Source organism: Sphingopyxis italica (genome assembly GCF_011926545.1).
Taxonomy (GTDB): Bacteria; Pseudomonadota; Alphaproteobacteria; order Sphingomonadales; family Sphingomonadaceae; genus Sphingopyxis; species Sphingopyxis italica.
On sequence record NZ_JAATIT010000003.1, the window covers coordinates 305,460 to 325,732 of the forward strand.

19 protein-coding genes are annotated in these 20,273 nt (G+C 65.9%); 11 read left to right on the plus strand and 8 right to left on the minus strand.

All coding sequences use genetic code 11. The features are described from left to right. The first annotated feature begins 89 nt into the window (after nt 1–89). On the plus strand, nt 90–1,376 hold the full coding sequence (gene murA / locus GGR90_RS12715) for a UDP-N-acetylglucosamine 1-carboxyvinyltransferase (protein ID WP_167921825.1): 1,287 nt from the start codon (nt 90–92) through the stop codon (nt 1,374–1,376). A 96-nt stretch (nt 1,377–1,472) separates the two neighbouring features. Here the strand turns inward: murA and GGR90_RS12720 are convergent, their stop codons facing one another. From GGR90_RS12720 to GGR90_RS12750, 7 genes are all read right to left on the minus strand, one after another. Further along, nucleotides 1,473–2,432 (minus strand): DMT family transporter, encoded by a 960-nt coding sequence (locus GGR90_RS12720; RefSeq protein ID WP_167921826.1) that lies wholly within the window; start codon nt 2,430–2,432, stop codon nt 1,473–1,475. Further along, nucleotides 2,429–3,439 carry a threonine aldolase family protein gene (locus tag GGR90_RS12725; protein WP_167921827.1) on the minus strand — a complete coding sequence of 337 codons (1,011 nt, stop codon included), beginning with the start codon at nt 3,437–3,439 and terminating at the stop codon, nt 2,429–2,431. The genes GGR90_RS12720 and GGR90_RS12725 overlap by 4 nt, the downstream gene beginning before the upstream one ends. 74 nt (nt 3,440–3,513) lie before the next feature. Beyond that, complete coding sequence (locus tag GGR90_RS12730; protein WP_167921828.1) at nt 3,514–4,731, minus strand: argininosuccinate synthase; 1,218 nt, start codon at nt 4,729–4,731, stop codon at nt 3,514–3,516. Nucleotides 4,732–4,970: 239 nt separating this feature from the next. After that, nucleotides 4,971–6,212, minus strand: a complete 1,242-nt coding sequence (locus tag GGR90_RS12735; protein WP_167921829.1) for an SAM-dependent methyltransferase — start codon at nt 6,210–6,212, stop codon at nt 4,971–4,973. Between the two features lie 38 nt (nt 6,213–6,250). After that, nucleotides 6,251–7,030: a molybdopterin-dependent oxidoreductase gene (locus tag GGR90_RS12740; protein ID WP_342449936.1), complete on the minus strand. Its 780-nt coding sequence runs from the start codon at nt 7,028–7,030 to the stop codon at nt 6,251–6,253. After that, nucleotides 7,027–7,869, minus strand: coding sequence for a cytochrome b/b6 domain-containing protein (locus GGR90_RS12745; RefSeq protein ID WP_167921830.1), 843 nt, complete (start codon nt 7,867–7,869; stop codon nt 7,027–7,029). The genes GGR90_RS12740 and GGR90_RS12745 overlap by 4 nt, the downstream gene beginning before the upstream one ends. Before the next feature lie 30 nt (nt 7,870–7,899). Then, nucleotides 7,900–9,612 carry a class I adenylate-forming enzyme family protein gene (locus tag GGR90_RS12750; RefSeq protein ID WP_167921831.1) on the minus strand — a complete coding sequence of 571 codons (1,713 nt, stop codon included), beginning with the start codon at nt 9,610–9,612 and terminating at the stop codon, nt 7,900–7,902. Nucleotides 9,613–9,689: 77 nt separating this feature from the next. Between GGR90_RS12750 and lgt the strand changes: the two genes are divergently transcribed. The 6 genes from lgt to GGR90_RS12780 all read left to right on the plus strand — a co-directional run bounded on the left by lgt (nt 9,690) and on the right by GGR90_RS12780 (nt 15,780). Then, on the plus strand, nt 9,690–10,565 hold the full coding sequence (gene lgt, locus GGR90_RS12755) for a prolipoprotein diacylglyceryl transferase (RefSeq protein WP_167921832.1): 876 nt from the start codon (nt 9,690–9,692) through the stop codon (nt 10,563–10,565). Between the two features lie 70 nt (nt 10,566–10,635). Further along, nucleotides 10,636–11,622, plus strand: coding sequence for a class I SAM-dependent methyltransferase (locus GGR90_RS12760; protein ID WP_167921833.1), 987 nt, complete (start codon nt 10,636–10,638; stop codon nt 11,620–11,622). Then, nucleotides 11,619–12,137: a GNAT family N-acetyltransferase gene (locus GGR90_RS12765; RefSeq protein WP_167921834.1), complete on the plus strand. Its 519-nt coding sequence runs from the start codon at nt 11,619–11,621 to the stop codon at nt 12,135–12,137. Before GGR90_RS12760 ends, GGR90_RS12765 begins: the two co-directional genes overlap by 4 nt. Then, complete coding sequence (gene pgeF / locus GGR90_RS12770) at nt 12,134–12,895, plus strand: peptidoglycan editing factor PgeF (protein WP_167921835.1); 762 nt, start codon at nt 12,134–12,136, stop codon at nt 12,893–12,895. Before GGR90_RS12765 ends, pgeF begins: the two co-directional genes overlap by 4 nt. A 117-nt stretch (nt 12,896–13,012) precedes the next feature. Next, nucleotides 13,013–14,419 (plus strand): SLC13 family permease, encoded by a 1,407-nt coding sequence (locus GGR90_RS12775; protein WP_167921836.1) that lies wholly within the window; start codon nt 13,013–13,015, stop codon nt 14,417–14,419. Between the two features lie 68 nt (nt 14,420–14,487). Then, nucleotides 14,488–15,780, plus strand: coding sequence for a cystathionine gamma-synthase family protein (locus tag GGR90_RS12780; RefSeq protein ID WP_167921837.1), 1,293 nt, complete (start codon nt 14,488–14,490; stop codon nt 15,778–15,780). A 100-nt stretch (nt 15,781–15,880) separates the two neighbouring features. On the opposite strand, the gene GGR90_RS12785 is transcribed toward GGR90_RS12780, so the two are convergent. Further along, nucleotides 15,881–16,600, minus strand: a complete 720-nt coding sequence (locus GGR90_RS12785; RefSeq protein WP_209023739.1) for an HAD family hydrolase — start codon at nt 16,598–16,600, stop codon at nt 15,881–15,883. Nucleotides 16,601–16,702: 102 nt separating this feature from the next. Between GGR90_RS12785 and GGR90_RS12790 the strand changes: the two genes are divergently transcribed. Genes GGR90_RS12790 through GGR90_RS12805 form a run of 4 tightly spaced genes read left to right on the plus strand, consistent with a single transcriptional unit; the run spans nt 16,703 to nt 20,236 of the window. After that, nucleotides 16,703–17,809, plus strand: coding sequence for an ABC transporter permease (locus GGR90_RS12790; protein ID WP_167921838.1), 1,107 nt, complete (start codon nt 16,703–16,705; stop codon nt 17,807–17,809). Then, on the plus strand, nt 17,809–18,687 hold the full coding sequence (locus GGR90_RS12795) for an ABC transporter ATP-binding protein (protein ID WP_167921839.1): 879 nt from the start codon (nt 17,809–17,811) through the stop codon (nt 18,685–18,687). The genes GGR90_RS12790 and GGR90_RS12795 overlap by 1 nt, the downstream gene beginning before the upstream one ends. Beyond that, on the plus strand, nt 18,687–19,628 hold the full coding sequence (locus GGR90_RS12800; protein ID WP_167921840.1) for an MlaD family protein: 942 nt from the start codon (nt 18,687–18,689) through the stop codon (nt 19,626–19,628). The genes GGR90_RS12795 and GGR90_RS12800 overlap by 1 nt, the downstream gene beginning before the upstream one ends. Nucleotides 19,629–19,639: 11 nt before the next feature. Continuing rightward, a complete protein-coding gene (locus tag GGR90_RS12805; protein ID WP_245198655.1) occupies nt 19,640–20,236 on the plus strand; it encodes an ABC-type transport auxiliary lipoprotein family protein in 597 nt (198 codons plus the stop codon). Nucleotides 20,237–20,273 lie beyond the last annotated feature (37 nt).

Below are 20,273 nucleotides of genomic sequence, written 5' to 3' on the forward strand. Positions count from 1 at the left end.
TAACCATCCTCGCGGCGCCCTCCGGCGGCGGCGATCGCCGACATGGCCAGTCCGCTTGCGCGGCCCCGCGCATGCGCTAAAGACAGCCGATGGATCAGATCGTCATTCGCGGCGGCCAGCGACTAAAGGGCCGGATTCCCATCAGCGGTGCCAAGAATGCGGCGCTCACCCTGCTGCCTTGCGCGCTGCTCACCGATGAGCCGCTGACGCTCCGCAACCTGCCGCGCCTCGCCGACGTCGACGGTTTCGGCCATCTGCTCAACCAGCTCGGCTGCTCGACGACGATCGAGGGTTCGCGGCCCGAGGATTTCGGCCGCGTGATGACCGCGCGGACGACGACGCTGACCTCGACCGTCGCTCCCTATGACATCGTGCGCAAGATGCGCGCGTCGATCCTCGTGCTCGGCCCGCTGCTCGCGCGCGCGGGCGAGGCGACGGTGTCGCTGCCCGGCGGCTGCGCGATCGGCAACCGCCCGATCGACCTTCACCTCAAAGCGCTCGAGGCGTTCGGCGCCGAGATCGAGCTCGCCTCGGGCTATGTGAAGGCGAGCGCGCCCGGCGGCGGACGCCTCCCTGGCGGCAAGTTCACCTTTCCGGTGGTGTCGGTCGGCGCGACCGAAAATGCTCTGATGGCGGCCGTGCTCGCCAAAGGCACCTGCGTGCTCGAAAACGCCGCGCGCGAGCCCGAGATCGTCGATCTGTGCAACTGCCTCGTCGCGATGGGCGCGCATATCGACGGCATCGGCACCGAAACGCTTACGATCGAGGGTGTCGACCGGCTGCACGGCGCAACCTACCGCGTCATGGCCGACCGTATCGAGGCGGGCAGCTATGCCTGCGCCGCGGTGATCACACAAGGCGACGTCGAGCTGGTTGGCGCCAAGGCGGACGAGATGGACGCGACGCTCGCCGCGCTCCGCGAAGCGGGCGCGACGGTCGAGGAAACCAAGGCCGGCATCCGCGTCGCCATGTCGGGCCGCGCCGAACCCGTCACCCTGTCGACCGCACCCTATCCGGGCTTCGCGACCGACATGCAGGCGCAGTTCATGGCGATGGCGACGCTCGGCAAGGGCGCATCGCTGTTCACCGAGACGATCTTCGAGAACCGCTACATGCACGTTCCTGAGTTGGCGCGCATGGGGTGCGACATCGACGTGCGCGGCCGCAGCGCGGTCGTGCGCGGGGTCGACAAGCTGATCGGCGCGCCGGTCATGGCGACCGACCTGCGCGCCTCGATGAGCCTGATCATCGCCGGTCTCGCCGCCGAGGGGACGACCGAGGTCAACCGCGTCTATCACCTCGACCGCGGTTACGAGCGGCTCGAGGAGAAGCTCCAGGCCGTCGGCGCCGACATCGAGCGGATCAGCGCGGGGTAAGCCGCTCCGCGCGGCCATATGTGTCGCTTGCGCTGCCCTTGATCCAGTCGCCCAGCAGCTTCAGATAGCCGTCGGTATAGGACACAGGCGGCAATGCTACTCCTGCGCGTCGACCGGCACCGACACCATATTGCCGCTCACCGAGGGCCGCTCGGGCCGCTTGGCGACCGCGATCACCAGTCCGATCAGCGTAACTACGCCGCCAGCGATCGACAGCGTCGCCCAGCGATAGCCCTCGAACGCGGTCGAAAAGCCCATCGCGATGATCGGGATCAGCACGCTCGACCAGGCCGCCTGTCCCGGCCCGACCGCGCGGATGACGTTGAAATAGAGCGGAAAGGTCACCGCACTCGCGATGATGCCGAGGTAGAGCACGCCGCCCAGATAGACCGCGGTCGGCTCGATCACCGGCGGACCGGTAGTGATCCACGCATAGCTGCCGTCGGCGAGCGCGCCGAAGGCCATCGCCCAGGCGATCATCACCACCATCGACTGCGCGCGCGCGATGCCCGTTCCCTGCATGACATTGGCGGTCGATGCGCTGATCACCCCGGCGAGCGTGAGCGCGGTACCGAGCAGCACTTCATCCGCGCCGAGCGCCGCGGCGCGATATTCGTGCAGGATCATCAGCCCGACGCCGACGATCGCGATGCCCGCCCCGGCGAGGAAGCGCCGCTCGAGCGGCGTCTTGAGGAAGGCACGCCCGAGCAGCGTATTGGGCACGATCAGCAACGCGAACAGCACGGCGACGAGGCCCGAGGTGATGTGCTGCTCGGCGCGGTAGACAAAGTTGAAGTTGAGCGCGAACTGGGCAATCCCAAGCACCGCCGCGAACGCCATCGCGCGTGGCTCGATTCCCATCCGCTCGCGCCGCATCGCGGCAAACAGGAACATCGCGATCGCCGCGACCGCGAAGCGATAGGTCACCGACCAGCTCGGCGGAACGACGCCGAGCTGCCCCTTGATGACGATCCAGGTCGACCCCCAGATCAGCGTCACCAGCGCGAAGGGAAGCAGGACGCGCGGGCTGAGCAGCGTCGGCTGCTCGCCGTTCATAGCGAGCCGATCGCGGCGGCCAGCGGCGCGACCGCGTCCGCGTCCTGATCCCAACTGACGACGAGGCGCGCGGCGCCCTCGCCCCAGTCGTAGAAGTCGAACCCGGCGCTACGCAGCTTCGCCGCCTCTTCCGCGGTCAGTCGCACGAACAGTTCGTTCGCCTCGACCGGATACATCAGCCGGCCGCCGCACGCCGCCGCCAGCTTTGCCGCACCGGCATTGGCGGCGCGCGCGTTGGCGAGCCACAGATCGTCGTTCAGCATCGCGCGGATTTGCGCCGCGACAAAGCGCCCCTTGCTCAGCAAATGGCCGCCGCGCTTTTTGAGTTCGCGCACCCCGGCGCCGCCGCTGCCACCGAAAAAGACGATCGCCTCGGCCATCATCGCGCCGTTCTTGGTGAAACCGAACGACAGCGCATCGACCCCGACGCGCCATGTGACGTCAGCCGGGGTGCAGCCGAGAAAGGCGACGGCATTGGCGAAGCGCGCGCCATCCATGTGGAGCTTCAGCCCCTTGCCCTTCGCGATCTCGCCGATCTCGCCGATCTCGTCCGCGCGCCATGCGAGGCCATATTCGGTCGCGTTGGTGATGCTGACCGCCGCCGGCTGCACCTGATGCACGTCCTGCCGGATTCCCGCGATCCGCGCCTTCAGCGCGGCGGCGTCGATCTTGGCGCCGCGCCCCGGCAGCGGCATCAGCTTCGCGCCGCCCGAATAGAAGGTCGGCGCGCCGCATTCGTCGACCTCGATATGCGCCTCCTCATAACAAAGGATTCCCTGCCAAGGCCGAACGAAATGCGCGAGGATAATACTGTTCGCGGCGGTGCCGGTGGGGATCCAGACGACCTCGCACTCGGTTTCGAACAGTTCGGAAAAAGCCGCGTCGAGCGACTGGCTGAGCGCGTCGCCGTCATAGGCCGTATCGACCCGGTTGGCGGCGGCCAACGCCTCCATCACCGCCGGATGGACGGTCGCGGCATTGTCGGAAAAAAATCGGGTCGCGGTCATCAATCGCGCTTAGCGCAGGTCGCCATCGCTTGCTAACCCTTCCTTTTCGCCGCGCTCCACCGGCGCGATCCGGCTTACTGGCCCTGTTTCGCGAGCAATTTCAAACGCAAGGCATTGAGCTTGATAAAGCCCGCCGCATCCTTCTGGTCATAGGCGCCGGCATCGTCCTCGAACGTCACATGGCGTTCGCTGTAGAGGCTGAGGGGCGACTTGCGGCCGACGACGCTCGCGTTGCCCTTATAGAGCTTGAGCCGGACGGTGCCGGTGACGTTCGCCTGGCTGTGGTCGATCGCGGCCTGCAGCATCTCGCGCTCGGGCGCGAACCAGAAGCCGTTGTAGATGAGCTCGGCATATTTCGGCATCAGCTCGTCTTTCAGGTGCGCCGCGCCGCGGTCGAGCGTGATGCTTTCGATGCCGCGGTGGGCGCGGGCGTAGATTTCGCCGCCGGGCGTCTCGTACATGCCGCGCGACTTCATGCCGACGAAGCGGTTCTCGACGAGGTCGAGGCGGCCGATGCCATGCTTGCGGCCGAGGTCGTTGAGCGCCGCCAACAAAGTGGCGGGCGACATCGCCTGACCGTTCAGCGCGACACCGTCGCCGCGCTCGAAATCGATTATGATATATTCGGGCGTGTCGGGCGCATCCTCGGGGTTCACCGTGCGCGAATAGACATAGTCGGGGGTCTCTTCCCACGGATCCTCGAGCACCTTGCCCTCCGACGAGGTGTGGAGAAGATTGGCGTCGGTCGAAAACGGGCTCTCGCCGCGCTTGTCTTTGGGTACCGGAATCTGGTTCTTCTCGGCGAAGTCGATCAGCGCGGTGCGGCTCGCCAGGTCCCATTCGCGCCACGGTGCGATGACCTTGATGTCGGGGTTGAGCGCATAGGCGGAAAGCTCGAAGCGCACCTGATCGTTGCCTTTGCCCGTCGCACCGTGCGCGACCGCGTCGGCGCCGGTTTCCTTGGCGATTTCGACGAGCCGCTTCGAAATCAGCGGGCGCGCGATCGAGGTGCCGAGCAGATAATCGCCCTCATAGCGCGCATTGGCGCGCATCATCGGGAAGACGAAATCGCGGACGAATTCCTCGCGCAGATCGTCGATATAGATATGCTCGGGTTTGATCCCCATCAGCTCGGCCTTGGCGCGCGCCGGTTCGAGTTCCTCGCCCTGCCCCAGGTCGGCGGTGAAGGTCACGACCTCGCAGCCATAGGTGACCTGCAGCCACTTCAGGATGACGCTGGTATCGAGGCCGCCCGAATAGGCGAGGACGACGCGCTTGATGGAATCGGACATGGCTGCACCTTCTGGCGGGAAACGACGCGGGGGCGCCTATCAGGCTCGCCCGCGCGGTGCAACGGCTGGCGTCGAACCGGCGGAAGTTGTCAAACTTGTCATTCCCCTTCGGTATAATAATACCCGCCGCCTTGCGGAGCGGGTGCGGGAGGACGCGGCGGCGCATTCGATTCTGCCGTGGTAACCCACGGTGATTTTGTAGGACAGAGGGAATCGCCACGGGACCGGAACCGCGACGGTCACCGCGCCGCATAGTCCCCCTCGGCTTCAACCATATAGCCGCGCGTCAGCGGCAGCGCGTGGCGGCTGCGCGCGAACTGGATCTGGTAATTGCCCATCCCGCCGCTTTCAAAAGCCGACGTCGCGCCGGCGAGGTAGAAGCACCACATGCGAAAGAAGCGATCGCCCATCATCGCCGCAATCTCCGCCTCGTGCGCGAGCGTGCGCGCATACCATTGGCGCAGCGTCAGCGCATAATGCAGCCGCAGCGTTTCCACGTCCGTCACAATCAGCCGGCTCTTCTCGCTCGCGGCCAGCGTCTCGCTCAATGCCGGGATATAGCCGCCGGGAAAGATATATTTGCGCGTGAAGGCGTCGGTCGATCCCGGCCCCCCGAAGCGGCCGATCGTGTGGAGCAGCAACACGCCGTCGGCGGTCATCAGGTTCGCGACGGCGCGAAAGAAGGTCTCGAAATTGGGCGCGCCGACATGCTCGAACATGCCGACCGACACGATGCGGTCGAACCGCCCCGCCTCGCGCGCGGCAAGGTCGCGATAGTCGATCAGCTCGAATGTCACCCGGTCGGCGACCCCCGCCGCCTCGGCGCGCTGGCGCGCGAGCGCGAGTTGCTCATCGGACAAGGTGATACCCAGCACTTCGACCTTCTCAAGCTTGGCGAGCGTGATCGCCATCCCGCCCCAGCCGCAGCCGATGTCGAGCACCCGCTGCCCCGAGGCGAGCGCGAGCTTCGCCGCGATATGCGCCTTTTTTGCGGCCTGCGCTTCCTCGAGCGTCATGTCCGGGCGCGGCCACCAGGCACAGCTATATTGCATGTCGTCGTCGAGGAAGAGGCGGTAGAGGGTGTTGCCGATGTCGTAATGATGCTTGACGTTGGCGCGCGCCCGGCGCTGGCGGTTGATCGAGCCGATCCGCGTCTTCACCCATTCGGCGCGCCGCGCCAGCCACGTCTTGTCGAGCAGCTTCGCGCCGCGATCCCATGGCGCGTTCATGCGGATGAGGCCGACAAGCTCCATGATGTCGCCTTCGACCAACTCCATCTCGCCATCCATGAACGTCTCGGCGGCGCCGAGGCGCGGGTCGAGGAGGATGCGGCGCATCCCCCTGCGGCTGGTAAAGCGGATGGTGACTTCGGGGAAACCCGGCGCCGGCCGCCCAAACTCCTCGCGCGCACCATCGGGTGCGACGACGGTGAGCCGCCCCTGACGAATGATCCGGGAGAGAAACGGACGCAAGATCGACATTTTACGGACGGAACAATCAGCGCGCGAAAAGGTTGCGATCAGATGCCCGCATACCATTCATAATCGACGCGATCCTCCCAATAGCCGCCCTTGCCCGCGCCGATTCCGTCGAGGCTGGCGACCGCCTCGATCGCGTTCACATATTTGGCGTGCTTGTAGCCCAGCTGCCGCTCGATGCGCAGGCGCAGCGGCGCGCCATTGGCGATCGGCAGCACCGCGCCGTTCAGTGCCCAGGCGAGGATCGTCTGAGGATGGCGCGCGTCGATCATGTCGCAGCTTTCATAATAAAGCGCGTCGCCGATCCGGTCGGCGCACCGGAAGACGATATAGCGCGCGCCGTCCCTCACCCCCGCCGCTTCGAGAATCCGGTCGAGCTGCACCCCCGTCCACTGCCCGATCGCGCTCCAGCCCTCGACGCAGTCGTGGCGCGTGATCTGCGTGCGCTGTTCCATCGCGCGGATGTCGGCCAGCGACAGCGACAGCGGCCGCGCGACGAGCCCGGAGACCTTGACGCGCCATTCGGCAAAGCCGCTCGCAGCATGCGCAGCATAATCCGCCCCGGCGGGCAGACGCGTGCCGTTGGGGCGAAAATAGGGCGACAGGTCGGCGCGGCTGAATTCGCGCGCAAGGGCATTCCGGTCGATCAGCGCGCGCTGGCTCGCGCGGTTCATTTCCTCGCCCATCGACAAGATTTTACGCACCGCGGGCGCGTCGTTGATCACGTCGCAGCCCGCGAGCAGCGGCAGCGCACCCGCAGCGGCGACCAGCCCGCCGGCGCGCGCGATCAATTCGCGGCGCGGGAGGATGATGTCGCTCACGTCTCGCGCTCCTGCGGCAAGCGGAACCAGCCGGTGACCATCGACCGAATCTCGTTCGCCGGCCCCGCCAGCAGGACCATCGCGATGTGGACGAGAAAGAAGGCGACGAGCGCCCAGGCAGTGATGAAATGGATCGAGCGCGCCGACTGGCGCCCGCCGAACAGGTCGAGCAGCCACGGCCAGGCCGCGTTCATTCCGGGAGACATGGTGAGCCCCGTCGCGATCATCAGCGGCAGCGCGACGAAGATGACGCCGATATAGCTTAGCTTTTGCAGGATGCCGTAGCGCGCCGCGGCTTCGCCTTTCGGGAACCGCAGCCGCGCATGATCCTTCGCATCGTGCCAGATATGGCGCGGCGACCATTCGGCGCGGCGGACGTGCAGATCCTTGCGCAAATGCCCGCCAAGCAGCGTCCAGAGCATATAGAGCGCCAGCCCGACCGACAGAAGCCACGCGAAAAGCAAATGCCAGCGCCGCCCGTCGGCAAGGCTGTAGCTCGTCGGAATCGTCGCCCAGCCCGGAAAGGCCCAGGTCTTTGTCGCCCCTTGCGCATCGGTCCATCGCCCGAGCACGCCGGTCGTATCGATTCGCCAGTTGCCGACGCGCAAATAGCCTGTGTCCGCCGTCGAACCGATCACCAGCCAGGCGCGATCGAAATTGGCGCCATATTCGCCCCAATAAAGCCGCGGGTGCGCGTTGAAGATCATCAGGCCGCTCATCAGCAGGATGAGCAGCGTGAGCGCATTGATCCAGTGCCAGATCCGCACCGGCAGCCGGTGGCGATAGACGCGCACCGGCTCCGGCTTTTCGGGAGCGACGGGAGTTTCAGCCTCGGCCATAGTCCCGGTTCGCTCCTTTCCTTCAATCGGTTACGCGGCGACCTCCCCCGCATATTCGCCGCGATAGTGGCTCCGCAAGCTGACCTTGTCGATCTTTTCGCTGCCGAGCTTGGGCAGCGCGTCGTTCGACATCCAGATCTGGCACGGCACCTTATAGGGTGCGAGCCGCGCGCCGAGGAAGGCGACCAGATCGTCGGCGGTCACGCTGCTGCCGGGCTTCATCCACACCACCGCGCCGACGCACTCGCCGAGCCGCTCGTCGGGAAGCCCGAACACCGCGCATTCATTCGCGTCGGGATGTTCGTAGATCGCCGCTTCGACCTCCTGGCAGCTGATATTCTCGCCGCCGCGGATGATGATGTCCTTCTTGCGGTCGACGATGAACAGATAGCCGTCCTCGTCGAGATAGCCGAGATCGCCCGAGCGGAAATAACCATTGTCGAAGAAGGCCGCCTTGGTCGCCGCCTCATTGTTCCAATAGCCCTCGAAGTTGCACACCGACCGGATGCACACCTCACCCACGCCGCCCTGCGCCACTTCGCCGCCATTGTCGTCGAGGATCGCGAGATCGACGAGCGGCTTCGACGCCGGCCCCGTCGACAGCGGCTTCGCAAGATAATTTTCGTTGATGATGCCGCAACCGACGGCGTTGGTTTCGGTGAGGCCATAGCCGAGCAAAGGCTTGGCGTCGCCCATCTCCTCCGACAATCGCTTCACATGCTCGGGCGGACGCGGCGCGCCGCCGCCGGCATAGCTCCTGCACGTCGACAGGTCGTAATTCTTGCGGTTCGGGTTGGTCAGTATCTCATAGCTCATCAGCGGCACGCCGACGAAATAATTGCATTTTTCGTCCTGGATCAGCTGCATCGCCGCCTCGGCATTCCATTTCGGCATCAGCACGAGTTTGCGCCCCAACGCCAAACTCTGGAGGAACACGGGGATTTCGGCGGTGACGTGGAACAGCGGAGTGCAGATCAGGGTTGCGGGCTGAATGTCCGACATCTGCCCATCCTCGGTCAAGAGGTGAACCATGGTCGCGGTCTGCGTGATATAGTTGAAGATCGCCTGGCACACCGCTTCGTGGCGCGAATAGGCGCCCTTCGACTGGCCGGTCGAACCCGAGGTGAAGAGGATCGTCGCGAGGTCCTGCCCGGTCAGGACGGGCAGCACGGTTTCGGCGCTGCCGCCCGCGCTCGTGATCGGCGCGATTGCCCGCTCGATCGGCTGCCCGATGTCGAGCGTCACCATTTTCGCGCCATGCCGCACGTCCGGTTCGGCGAGCCGCGCCGCGCGCTGGACGTCGGCGATGACCAGCTTCGCTTCGGCATCCTCGATCCCCGCGGCCAGTTCGCCGCCCTGCCACCAGCCGTTGAGCAGGGTGGCGCAGCCCCCCGCCATCAAAATGCCGAGATAGGAAACGCACCACGCATTGGCGTTGCGCATCGCGAGGCCGACGCGATCGCCGCGCTGGACGCCGAAGCCGTCGACCAGCCCCGCCGCGACCTGCCGAGCCGCCATATAGACCTGTTTGAACGACAGCCGTTCGTCGCCTTCGACCAGAAAGATCGCATCGCCGTGCTGCGCGGCGAAAAAGGCGACATAGTCGGCAAGGTTGGTCGGCGCGTTGGTGATGAAGGGCAGCTGGCGGCCGAAGCGTTCGACGGACCCGACCTGGATCGGTCCGCCCGGACCGGTGATCAGATTATAGGCGGCGTCCAGGCGCAAATCGAGCGCTGATGGCATGTTTCATCTCTCCTCTTGGTCTCGCTCGCCTTACCCCTTATGGGGAGGCCTCTCCTGGGGAAGGACAGCGCGACAATATGTTTCTTTTTGCAACCTTAGCCGAAGCAACGCAATATGTGAACTTTCAGGAATTGATGGGACCGAACAGCGAGATCGCGTTCAGCGTCTTCGGCCTTCCCATTCGCTGGTATGCGCTGGCCTATCTCGCCGGGATTTTCATCGGCTACTGGTATCTTTTGAAGCTGATCGCGCAGCCCGGCGCACCGATGGCACGGCGCCACGCCGACGACATGATCTTCTATGCCATGCTCGGAATCATCCTCGGCGGGCGGCTCGGCTATGTGCTTTTCTATAACCTCGGCAACTATCTCCAGAAGCCGCTCGAAATCTTCAAATTATGGGATGGCGGCATGTCGCTGCACGGCGGGGTGATCGGCGTGCTCGTCGCGATCTGGTATGTGACGAAGAAGGACAAGCTCAGTTTCCTGCGCTTTTGCGACTATATCGCGTGCGTCGTCCCCTTCGGCCTCTTCTTCGGCCGCCTCGCCAATTTCGTGAACGGCGAGCTGTGGGGCCGCGCGACCACCGTGCCGTGGGCGATCATCTTTCCGAACAGCGGCACGATGGACCCGCGCCACCCGAGCCAGCTTTATGAAGCGGGGCTCGAAGGCCTGCTGATGATGGCGATCCTCGCCTTCTTCTTCTGGCGCACCGACGCGCGCTACAAGCCCGGATTCCTGTTCGGCCTGGCGGCGATCATCTATGGCCTCAGCCGTTTCGCGATCGAATTCGTGCGCGAGCCCGACGTCCAGCTCGGGACCTTGTCGTGGGGGCTGACGATGGGGCAGACGCTCACCATCCCGATGCTGCTCGCCGGCGTCTGGCTCGTGGCGACCGCGAAGGGGCGCCGCCAGCGGGTCGAACCGGTCGCCGGACTCGACAGCGTTGCGTGACGGCCCTCCAAGCCCTGACCAGCTCATAAGCGAAATCGCGGCGGCGCGGCCGGCGACGGTCGCCGACTATATGGCCGCCGCGAACGCGCATTATTACGCGACGCGCGACCCGCTCGGCGCCGCGGGCGATTTCATTACCGCGCCCGAGATCAGCCAGATGTTCGGCGAGATGATCGGCATCTGGATCGCCGACCTGTGGTCGCGTGCCGGCCGCCCCGCCTTCCGCTATGTCGAGCTGGGTCCGGGGCGCGGCACGCTCGCCGCCGATGCGCTGCGCGTCATGGCGCGCTTCGACTGCGCGCCGCAGGGGGTCCATCTGGTCGAGACGAGCCCGACGCTGCGCGCGGCGCAGCTTGCCCGCCTGCCTGCCGCCGAACACCATGACGAGATCGACGCGCTGCCCGACGACACGCCCTTACTCATCGTCGCCAACGAATTTTTCGACGCGCTGCCGATCCACCAATATGTCCGCACGACCGGCGGCTGGCGCGAGCTTATGGTCGAGCGTATCGACGGCGGGCTGGGGTCGGCTGCAGGCGACATTCCGGCCGATGACGCCGTGCCCGCTCCGCTGCGCGACCAGCCCGAAGGCACGATCGTCGAAACCGCGCCGGTAGCGGCGGCGATCATGCAGCGTTGCGCCTTTCGCCTCGCGCGGCAGGGCGGCGCGATGCTCGCGATCGATTATGGCTATAGAGGCCCCGCGGCGGGCGACACGCTGCAAGCGGTCAGGGCGCACCGCTTCGCCGATCCCTTCACCGATCCGGGCGAGGTCGACCTGACCGCGCATGTCGACTTCACCGCGCTCGCCGATGTTGCACAAGGTGCAGGCGTCATCGCAACCCCGCTCGCGATGCAGGGCGACTGGCTGCGACGGCTCGGCATCGACGCCCGCCTCCAATCGCTGACCGCCGCCGCCCCCGACCGCGCCGACGAATTGCAGGGTCAGCGTAACCGGCTCGTCGAACAGCACGCGATGGGCGATTTGTTCAAGGTGATGGCCTTCACCGCGCCGGGCTGGCCCGCGCCCGCAGGATTTACAGGAGACGCCGCATGACTCTCATCCAATGGGCAAAGCCCGCCGATGCCGAGGCGATCGCCGCTTTCGCCAACGGCTCCTTCACGCACACCTTCGGTCATATCTATGACCCGGCCGACCTTTCCATCTTCCTCGCCGAATGGAACCCGCCCGACCGCGTCCGCGCGCAGATCGCGAGCGACGATTATGACATCGGGCTTGTCCGCGACGGCGCGGGCGCGATCCTCGGCTATATCAAGATGGGGCCCGTCGATTTCGAGCTTCCCGCGGACCAGCTCACTGACAGCGCGGTCGAACTCCACCAGCTCTATGTCGCCGAGGCCGCCAAGGGGACGGGGATCGCGGCGGCGCTGATGGACCGGGGCATCGCCTGGGCGCGCGAACGCGCGTCGATCCTCTATCTCACCGTCTTCACCGAGAATGATCGCGCGCAGGCCTTCTATCGCCGCTATGGCTTTTATGACGTAGGCCGCAACGCGTTCCGCGTCGGCAACCACATCGACGAGGATCGCTTCTTCAGGCTCGATCTGTGACCGCGCCCTTCGTCACCGCGCCGGCGCTGGATGGCGTCGCGCACGGATTTTTCGGGCGCAGCGGCGGCGTGTCGGCGGGCGATCTCGCGTCACTCAATTGCGGGCTCGGGTCGGGCGACGATCCGGCGCTGATCGCCGAGAACCGGCGGCGCGTCGCGGAGGCCGTGCTGCCCGGCGCGGCGCTCGCCGGGCTTTATCAGGTGCACGGCAATCGCTGCGTCATCGTCGACGAGACCAGTGATCTCGCCGCGCGGCCCGAAGCCGACGCGCTCGCGACGCGCACGCCCGGCATCCTGCTTGGCATCCTGACCGCCGACTGCGTCCCCGTGCTCTTCGCCGACCGCGAAGCCGGCGTCGTCGGCGCCGCGCACGCGGGCTGGAAGGGCGCGCTCGCCGGGGTCACCGACAGGGCGCTGGACACGATGGAAAGCCTCGGCGCCAGCCGCGCCCATATCGGCGCCGCGATCGGTCCGTGCATCGCCCGTGCCTCCTACGAGGTCGACGACGGCTTCGTGCAGCATTTCCTCGCCGACGATCCCGCCAACGAACGCTTCTTCGCCGCCGGCAAGCCCGGTCATGCGATGTTCGACATTGCCGCCTATGTCGCCGCGCGCCTCGCCGCGGCCGGCGTCATGCGAATTGCCATCGGCGGGCAGGACACCTATGCCTTGCCCCAAGATTATTTCAGCTATCGCCGCGCGTGCCATAAAGGGGAAGACACCTATGGCCGCCAATTGTCGGTGATCGGGCTGAGGTAGCAGCTTATTCCTCCCGTCATCCCGGCGAAGGCCGGGATCTCGCCGGTGCGATATTACGCGAGGTTGAGATCCCGGCCTTCGCCGGGATGACGGATTGGGAAAAGAAATGGGGGAAGGATGACGCGCACGCGCTGGTTCGGGCTGGTCGGGGGATTGCTGGTCTTCGTCTTCATGCTCCTGGCTCCCGCGCCCGCTGGGATGGAGCTCACCGCATGGCGCGTCGCCGCGCTGACCGTGTTGATGGCGATCTGGTGGATGACCGAGGCGCTGCCGCTCACCGTCACGGCGCTCCTCCCCTTCCTCACCGTGCCCGCCTTCGGCGTGATGAATGCCAACGCGATCGCCAAGGAATATTATTCGCCGATCCTCTTCCTGATCCTCGGCGGCGCCTTCCTCGCGCTTGCGATCGAGCGCGTCGGGTTGCACCGGCGGCTCGCCCTCGCGCTGCTCAAGCGCGCCTCGCCGACGGCATCGGGCCTCCTCTTCGCCTTCATGGTCGCGACCGCATTGCTCAGCATGTTCATCTCGAACACCTCGACCACGCTGATTATGATCCCGATCGCGCTCGCGGTCGTCCGCGCCGGCGGGGTACGCGACGGCGAGACGGACGGGTTCGCGGGGGCGGTGATGATGGGCATCGCCTTCGCCGCCTCGCTCGGCGGGCTCGGAACGCTCGTCGGCAGCCCGACCAATGCGATCGCCGCGGGGCTGATCGAAAAGGCCCTGGGCCTCAACATCTCCTTCCTCGACTGGGCGATTTATGGCGTGCCGATCGTGCTGCTGTCGGTCCCGATCGCGATGGCAATTCTCGGGCGTGTCCAGCGACTTGCCGACCATCCCTTCGACGGCACCGCGGCGGCGGCCGCGCTCGGCAATCAGGCGATATGGTCGACCGCAGAGCGCCGCGTCGTGCCGATCTTCCTCCTTGTTCTTACCGCATGGATCGTGCAGCCATGGTTCGAACCGATGCTGCCGAAAGGCGCGCTGACCGACGGCACGATCGCCGTCGCGGGCAGCCTGCTGCTCTTCATCCTCCCCGACGGCACCGGCCGGCCGCTCCTCCTCTGGAAAGAGGCCGACCGCGCGCCGTGGGGCGTCATCATGATGTTCGGGGGCGGGCTCGCGCTCGCCGCCGCGATCACCGCGAGCGGCCTCGCGGCCTGGCTCGGCGCGGTGCTGGCGCCGCTCGGCAGCGTGCCGACGATCCTGCTCGCGGCGACGATTGTCGCGCTCACCATATTGATCACCGAATTCGCGAGCAATGTCGCGACCGCGAGCGGGATCATGCCCGTGCTCGCGGCGCTGATCGCCGCGACGGGGGTCGACCCGATCCTGCTCGCGCTTCCTGTCGCGATGGCGGCGAGCTGGGGCTTCATGCTGCCGTCGGGCACCGGCCCGAACGCGCTCGCCTGGGCGACCGGGCATATCGCGCTGCCGCGCATCTTGAAGGCGGGGCTCGCGCTCGACATCATCGGCGTTCCGTTGCTGATCGGGGTGATCTGGGCCATCGCCATGATCGGATGAACCGCGCAATATAGTTTCAAACGAAACTTGGCGCGCTATAAGGACGGCAACATCATCAGGAGCATCCCATGGCCATGCGCGGCAAACCCAAGACAAATACCAAGAAGATCGGCGACAAGGAACTCAGCCCCGCCACGCTGATGATGGGACTGGGCTATGACCCTGTGCTCTCCGAAGGCTCGCTGAAGCCGCCGATCTTCCTGACCTCGACCTTCGCCTTCGAAAGCGCCGCCGCCGGCAAGCGTTTCTTCGAACATATCACCGGCAAGCGCGAAGGGCCGGCCGACGGCCTCGTCTATTCGCGTTTCAACGGCCCGAACCAGGAAATCCTCGAGGACCGTCTCGCGGTCTGGGACGGCGCCGACGACAGCCTCGTCTTTTCGAGCGGCATGTCGGCGATCGCCACCCTGCTCCTCGCGCTCGTCGGCCAGAATGACGTGATCGTCCATTCGGGGCCGCTCTATGCCGCGACCGAAACGCTGATCGCACGCATATTGTCGCGCTTCGGCGTCAGCTTCGTCGACTTCCCCGCCGGCGCGACACGCGAGGAAATCGACGCGATTCTTGGACGCGCGCAGGCGCTCGCCGACGAAAAGGGCGGCAAGGTCGCGCTCGTCTATCTGGAAAGCCCGGCGAACCCGACCAACGCGCTCGTCGACGTCGAGGCCGTTCGCGGCGCGCGCGACGCGGCCTTCACCGGCGAACAAAAGCCCGCGATCGCGATCGACAACACTTTCCTCGGCCCGCTGTGGCAGAAGCCGCTTCGCCAGGGCGCCGAACTCGTCGTCTACAGCCTCACCAAATATGCCGGCGGCCACTCGGACCTCGTGGCGGGCGGTGTGTCGGGCGACCAGCACTTGCTCAACGTCATCCGCCCGATGCGCAACACGATCGGCACGATCTGCGACCCCAACACCGCATGGATGCTGCTGCGCAGCCTCGAAACGCTCGAACTCCGCATGAGCCGCGCCGGCGAAAATGCGCTGAAGGTCTGCACCTTCCTCCGCGACCATCCCAAGGTCGAGGGGCTGGGCTATCTGGGTTTCATCGCCGATCCGCGCCAGAAGGATATTTTCGACCGCCACTGCACCGGCGCCGGTTCGACCTTCTCCCTCTTCATCAAGGGCGGCGAGGAGGAGAGTTTCCGCTTCCTCGACGCGCTCAAGATCGCGAAGCTCGCGGTCAGCCTCGGCGGCACCGAGACGCTGGCGAGCCATCCCGCGGCGATGACGCACCTTTCGGTCCCCGACGAACGCAAGAAGGCACTGGGTATCACCAACAATCTCGTGCGCGTGTCGGTCGGCATCGAGGACCCCGACGATCTGATCGCCGATTTCGCGCAGGCGCTGGACGCGGTTTAAAAATCGTCATTGCGAGGAACGAAGCAACGCGGCAATCCAGAGTAGCGTAAACCGCTCTGGATTGTTTCGCTTCGCTCGCAATGACGAAGCTTTAAACTTCCTATTTGCGCGCCCGCCAATCCACCACCCGCCACCCCATTTGCGGAGCGAGCTTCTTCAGCCCCCGCGACGGCGTCGTCGCGACCGCCTCGTCGGCGAAGCGCAGCATCGGATGGTCGGAGACATGGTCCGAATAGGCGCGCACATGCGCCGCGTCGCGCGTGATGTCATTCGCCGCGAGCCAGTCCGAAATCCGAGCGAATTTCGCGTCGCCATAACAATTGTCGCCGGCGAGGCGCGCGTGGATATGATCGGCGCCGTCGGGCTCGTCGAGCCGCGTCGCGAGCACATCGTCGATCCCCAATCGCCGCGCGATCGCGTCGACATAGAGGTGGAAAGAGGCGGTCGCGAGCAGCAGCCGGTATCCCGCCTCGCGATCGGCGGCGATCTGGTCGAGCGCCGCCGGATGCAGACCCCGTGCGACGACCTTGTCGGCATAGCTTTCGGCGAGCGGCGCGATCTCGGCGCGGCGAAAGCGTTTTCCCACCAAGAGACGCAGGTTGATCGCCTTCAGCCGCGACCGGTCGATCAGGCGTAGCGAATAAGCCACACCCGCCAGCCCGACGAGCGGCAGGAAGAGCAGCCGCCATTGCTGGCGCCGGCGCGCAACATGGATGAGGAAACCGCTGTAAGTCCCTGAACGCGTTATCGTCCGGTCCATGTCGTACATCGCGACGCGATGCGCATAGTCGGGGATCGGCACGGCCAGCGGGTCTTCCATCCCTCCCCCATAATATGGTCCCGCGTGGCGGCCAAGACCCGGCAAGCAGGGCCATGGATTTGCTTGCCGTGATGGGCCAAATAAGACAATGTCGGCCGCACGATGGTGGCCAGGGCGGATTTCGAACATAGCGACGGTGCCGATGGCGCCGAAGTCCGCTTCACAGGCCGGCTGACGCTCGCCCGGCTGGGCGATGTGCCGGCGCGGCTCGACGCGCTCGGCCCGATCGCGACGCTGGACCTGTCGGCGATCGACCGCATCGACACGGTCGGCGCGTGGATCGTGACGCGCGCCGCCAAGGAACATGGCTCGAAAGTCGTCGGCGCAAGCGCCGAGGCCGAGCGGCTGCTCGACGCGCTCGCCAGCGACAAGAGCGAGTATCGCGTCCACCGCGACCGCCGACCGGCGTGGATGCGGATGCTCGAACAGGTCGGCGATGCGAGCGCCGCGGTCTGGAATGAATTGCTCGGCATCGTCGGTTTTTTCGGCGCGATGATCGTCGCGCTCGGCACCCAGATTCGCGCGCGCCGCCGCCTCCGCTGGAACGCCATCGTGACGCGTTTCCAGACCGTCGGCGTCGATGCGCTGCCCATCATCGGGCTGATGAGTTTTCTGATCGGCATCGTCATCGCGCAGCAGGGGGCGGTGCAGCTCGAACAATTCGGGCTCGAGGTGTTCACGATCAACCTCGTCGGCCGCGCTTCGATCCGCGAGCTCGGCCTGCTGATGACCGCGATCATGGTCGCGGGCCGCTCGGGATCGGCCTTTGCCGCGCAGATCGGTACGATGAAGCTGACCGAAGAGGTCGATGCGATGCGCACCATCGGGGTCTCTCCGATGGAGGCGATCGTGCTGCCGCGCGTCGCCGCGTCGACGATCACCATGCCGCTGCTCGGCTTTTACGCCAGCCTGTGCGCGATCGCGGGCGGCGGCCTCTTCTGCTGGGTCGGGCTCGACATTCCGCCGCTCACTTACATTCAGCGCCTGCGCGAAATCATCCCGATGACCGATTTCTGGATCATGCTGATCAAGGCGCCGGTGTTCGGCATATTGATCGGTGTCACCGGATGCTATGAGGGGATGCAGGTGCGTCAGAACGCCGAAGAGGTCGGGCAGCGCACGACCTCGGCCGTGGTCGCCGCGATTTTCCTCGTCATCGTTCTCGACGCCATGTTCGCCGTCTTCTTTTCGACGCTCGGGTGGAATTGATGGCCGACGAGACCGATATCGAAATCCGCGAGGAGCTGGCCGCCGCCGACGCGGTGCGGCCCGAAAAGTTCGAACGCGCCATCTGTATCCGCGGGCTGAAAAACCAGTTCGGCGATGCGGTGGTCCATGAAGATCTCAGCCTCGACGTGCGCTCGGGCGAGATTCTCGGCGTCGTCGGCGGGTCGGGCACGGGCAAGTCGGTGTTGATGCGATCGATCATCGGACTGCAGACGCCGGCCGAGGGCGAAATCGAAGTCTATGGCAAGACGCTCGATACGATCGCCGATGAAGAGGAATCGCGCGACCTGCGCCGGCGCTGGGGCGTGATGTTCCAGGGCGGCGCGCTGTTCTCGACGCTGAGCGTCGCAGAGAATATTCAGGTCCCGCTGCGCGAATATTATCCGCGCCTCGACACGAATCTGCTCGACGAGATCGCGGCCTACAAGGTCGAAATGGTCGGCCTGCCGCCCGATGCCGGGCCAAAATTTCCGGCCGAGCTGTCGGGCGGAATGGTGAAGCGCGCCGGCCTCGCGCGCGCGCTCGCGCTCGACCCCGCGCTGCTCTTCCTCGACGAGCCGACCGCGGGCCTCGACCCGATCGGCGCCGCCAAGTTCGACGAGTTGATCCGCGAGCTCGCCGATACGATGGGTCTCACCGTCTTCCTCATCACCCACGATCTCGACACGCTTTATGCCACCTGCGACCGCGTCGCGGTGCTGGCGGAAAAGAAGGTGATCGCGGTCGGCACCATTCCCGAACTGCTTGCCACCGAGCATCCGTGGATACAGGATTATTTCAACGGGCCGCGCGGCCGTGCTGCCGCGGGCGGGAACCAAACCGCAAAACACCCCGTCTTTGGCGGCGATAGGAACAGCTGATGGAAACACGCTCGAACAATGTCCTCGTCGGCGCCTTCGTCCTCCTTTTCACCGCGGCGCTCGCGGTGTTCATCGTCTGGCTTGCCAACGACAGCGGCGGCACGAAGCGCGAATATGATATATTTTTCAAACAGTCGGTCGATGGACTGAACAAAGGTGCGCAAGTGCAATTCTCCGGCGTGCCGTCGGGACAGGTGCGCGAGATCGCGCTCTGGCCCGACGATCCGCAGTTCGTCCGCGTGCGCATCGAGGTGAACGAAGGCGTCCCGGTGCTCCAGGGCACAACCGCCGCGCTCGAAGGCGTCGGCTTTACCGGCGTGTCGCAGATATCGCTCGACGGCGCGGTCAAGGACGCGCCGCCGATCACCGACAAGGGCCCCGCCGGCAGACCGGTGATTCCGACGCGTGTCGGCGGTCTCGGCGAACTGCTCAACACCGCGCCGCAGCTGCTCCAGCGCCTGTCGACGCTGACCGAACGGCTTGCCGAACTTGTCGATGACGAGAACCAGGCGAGCATTCGCGGCATCCTCAACAATGTCGAGGCATCGACCGCGATCCTCGCGCGAAACGGCCCGGCGATCGAAAAGGCGCTCGCCGACACGCGCATCGCGATCCAGCAGACCGGCAACGCCGCCGAGCAGATCGGCAATCTCGCCGCATCGGCGCAAGGCACTATCGACCGCAACGTCGACCCCGCGATGGCGAACCTTCGCGACACGATGAAATCGGCGAATGAATCGATGAAGACGCTCGAGGGCGCGATCGCCGATGCGCGGCCCGGCCTCAAGACGTTCAGCGAAACGACGATCCCCGAAGCCAATGCGCTGATCCGCGACCTGCGCCGCACCTCCACCTCGCTGTCGAGCCTGACCGACAAGCTCGACCAGCAGGGCGCCGGCGCGCTGCTCGGCGGCAGCAAGCTGCCCGATTACAAGGAATGAGGATGCCCATGATGCGTAGATTTCGCGCCCCGCTCATCGCCGCTGTCGCGGCCGCGACGCTGTCGGGCTGCATCGGGCTCGGCGGCAAGACGCCCCCCTTCCTGCTGACGCTCGATCCCGAGGCCGAGCCGCAGGCGGGCGCTGCGCGGACCGCGACCGAGGCGGCGACGCTGACGATCCTGATCCCGACCGCACCGCAAAAGCTGCGTACGACGCGCATCCCGGTGCAACAGGACGATGCGAGCGTGACCTATGTGAAGGATGCGCAATGGGTCGAGGCGCCATCGCGCCTGTTCCAGCGGCTGGTGTCCGAGACCGTCGCCGCGCGCACGTCGCGCGTCGTGCTCGACGAGGGGCAATATCTGACCGCACCGGGCGAACAGCTCGCGGGGCAGCTCATGGAATTCGGTGTCGATGCGCGGTCGAACGAGGTGGTCGTCGCTTATCAGGCGATGCTCGTGTCGGCGGGGGGCAAGACGGTCACCCAGCGCCGGTTCGAGGTGCGCGAGGCGATCGATGGCAAGGTTGAGGCCAAGCCTGTCGGCGAGGCGCTGACTCGCGCCGCGAACAAGGTCGCAGTGGACGTCGCGGGATGGCTCGGCGGATAGGAATCTTTCCCTCAGCCATATCCGTTTCGATTACCTA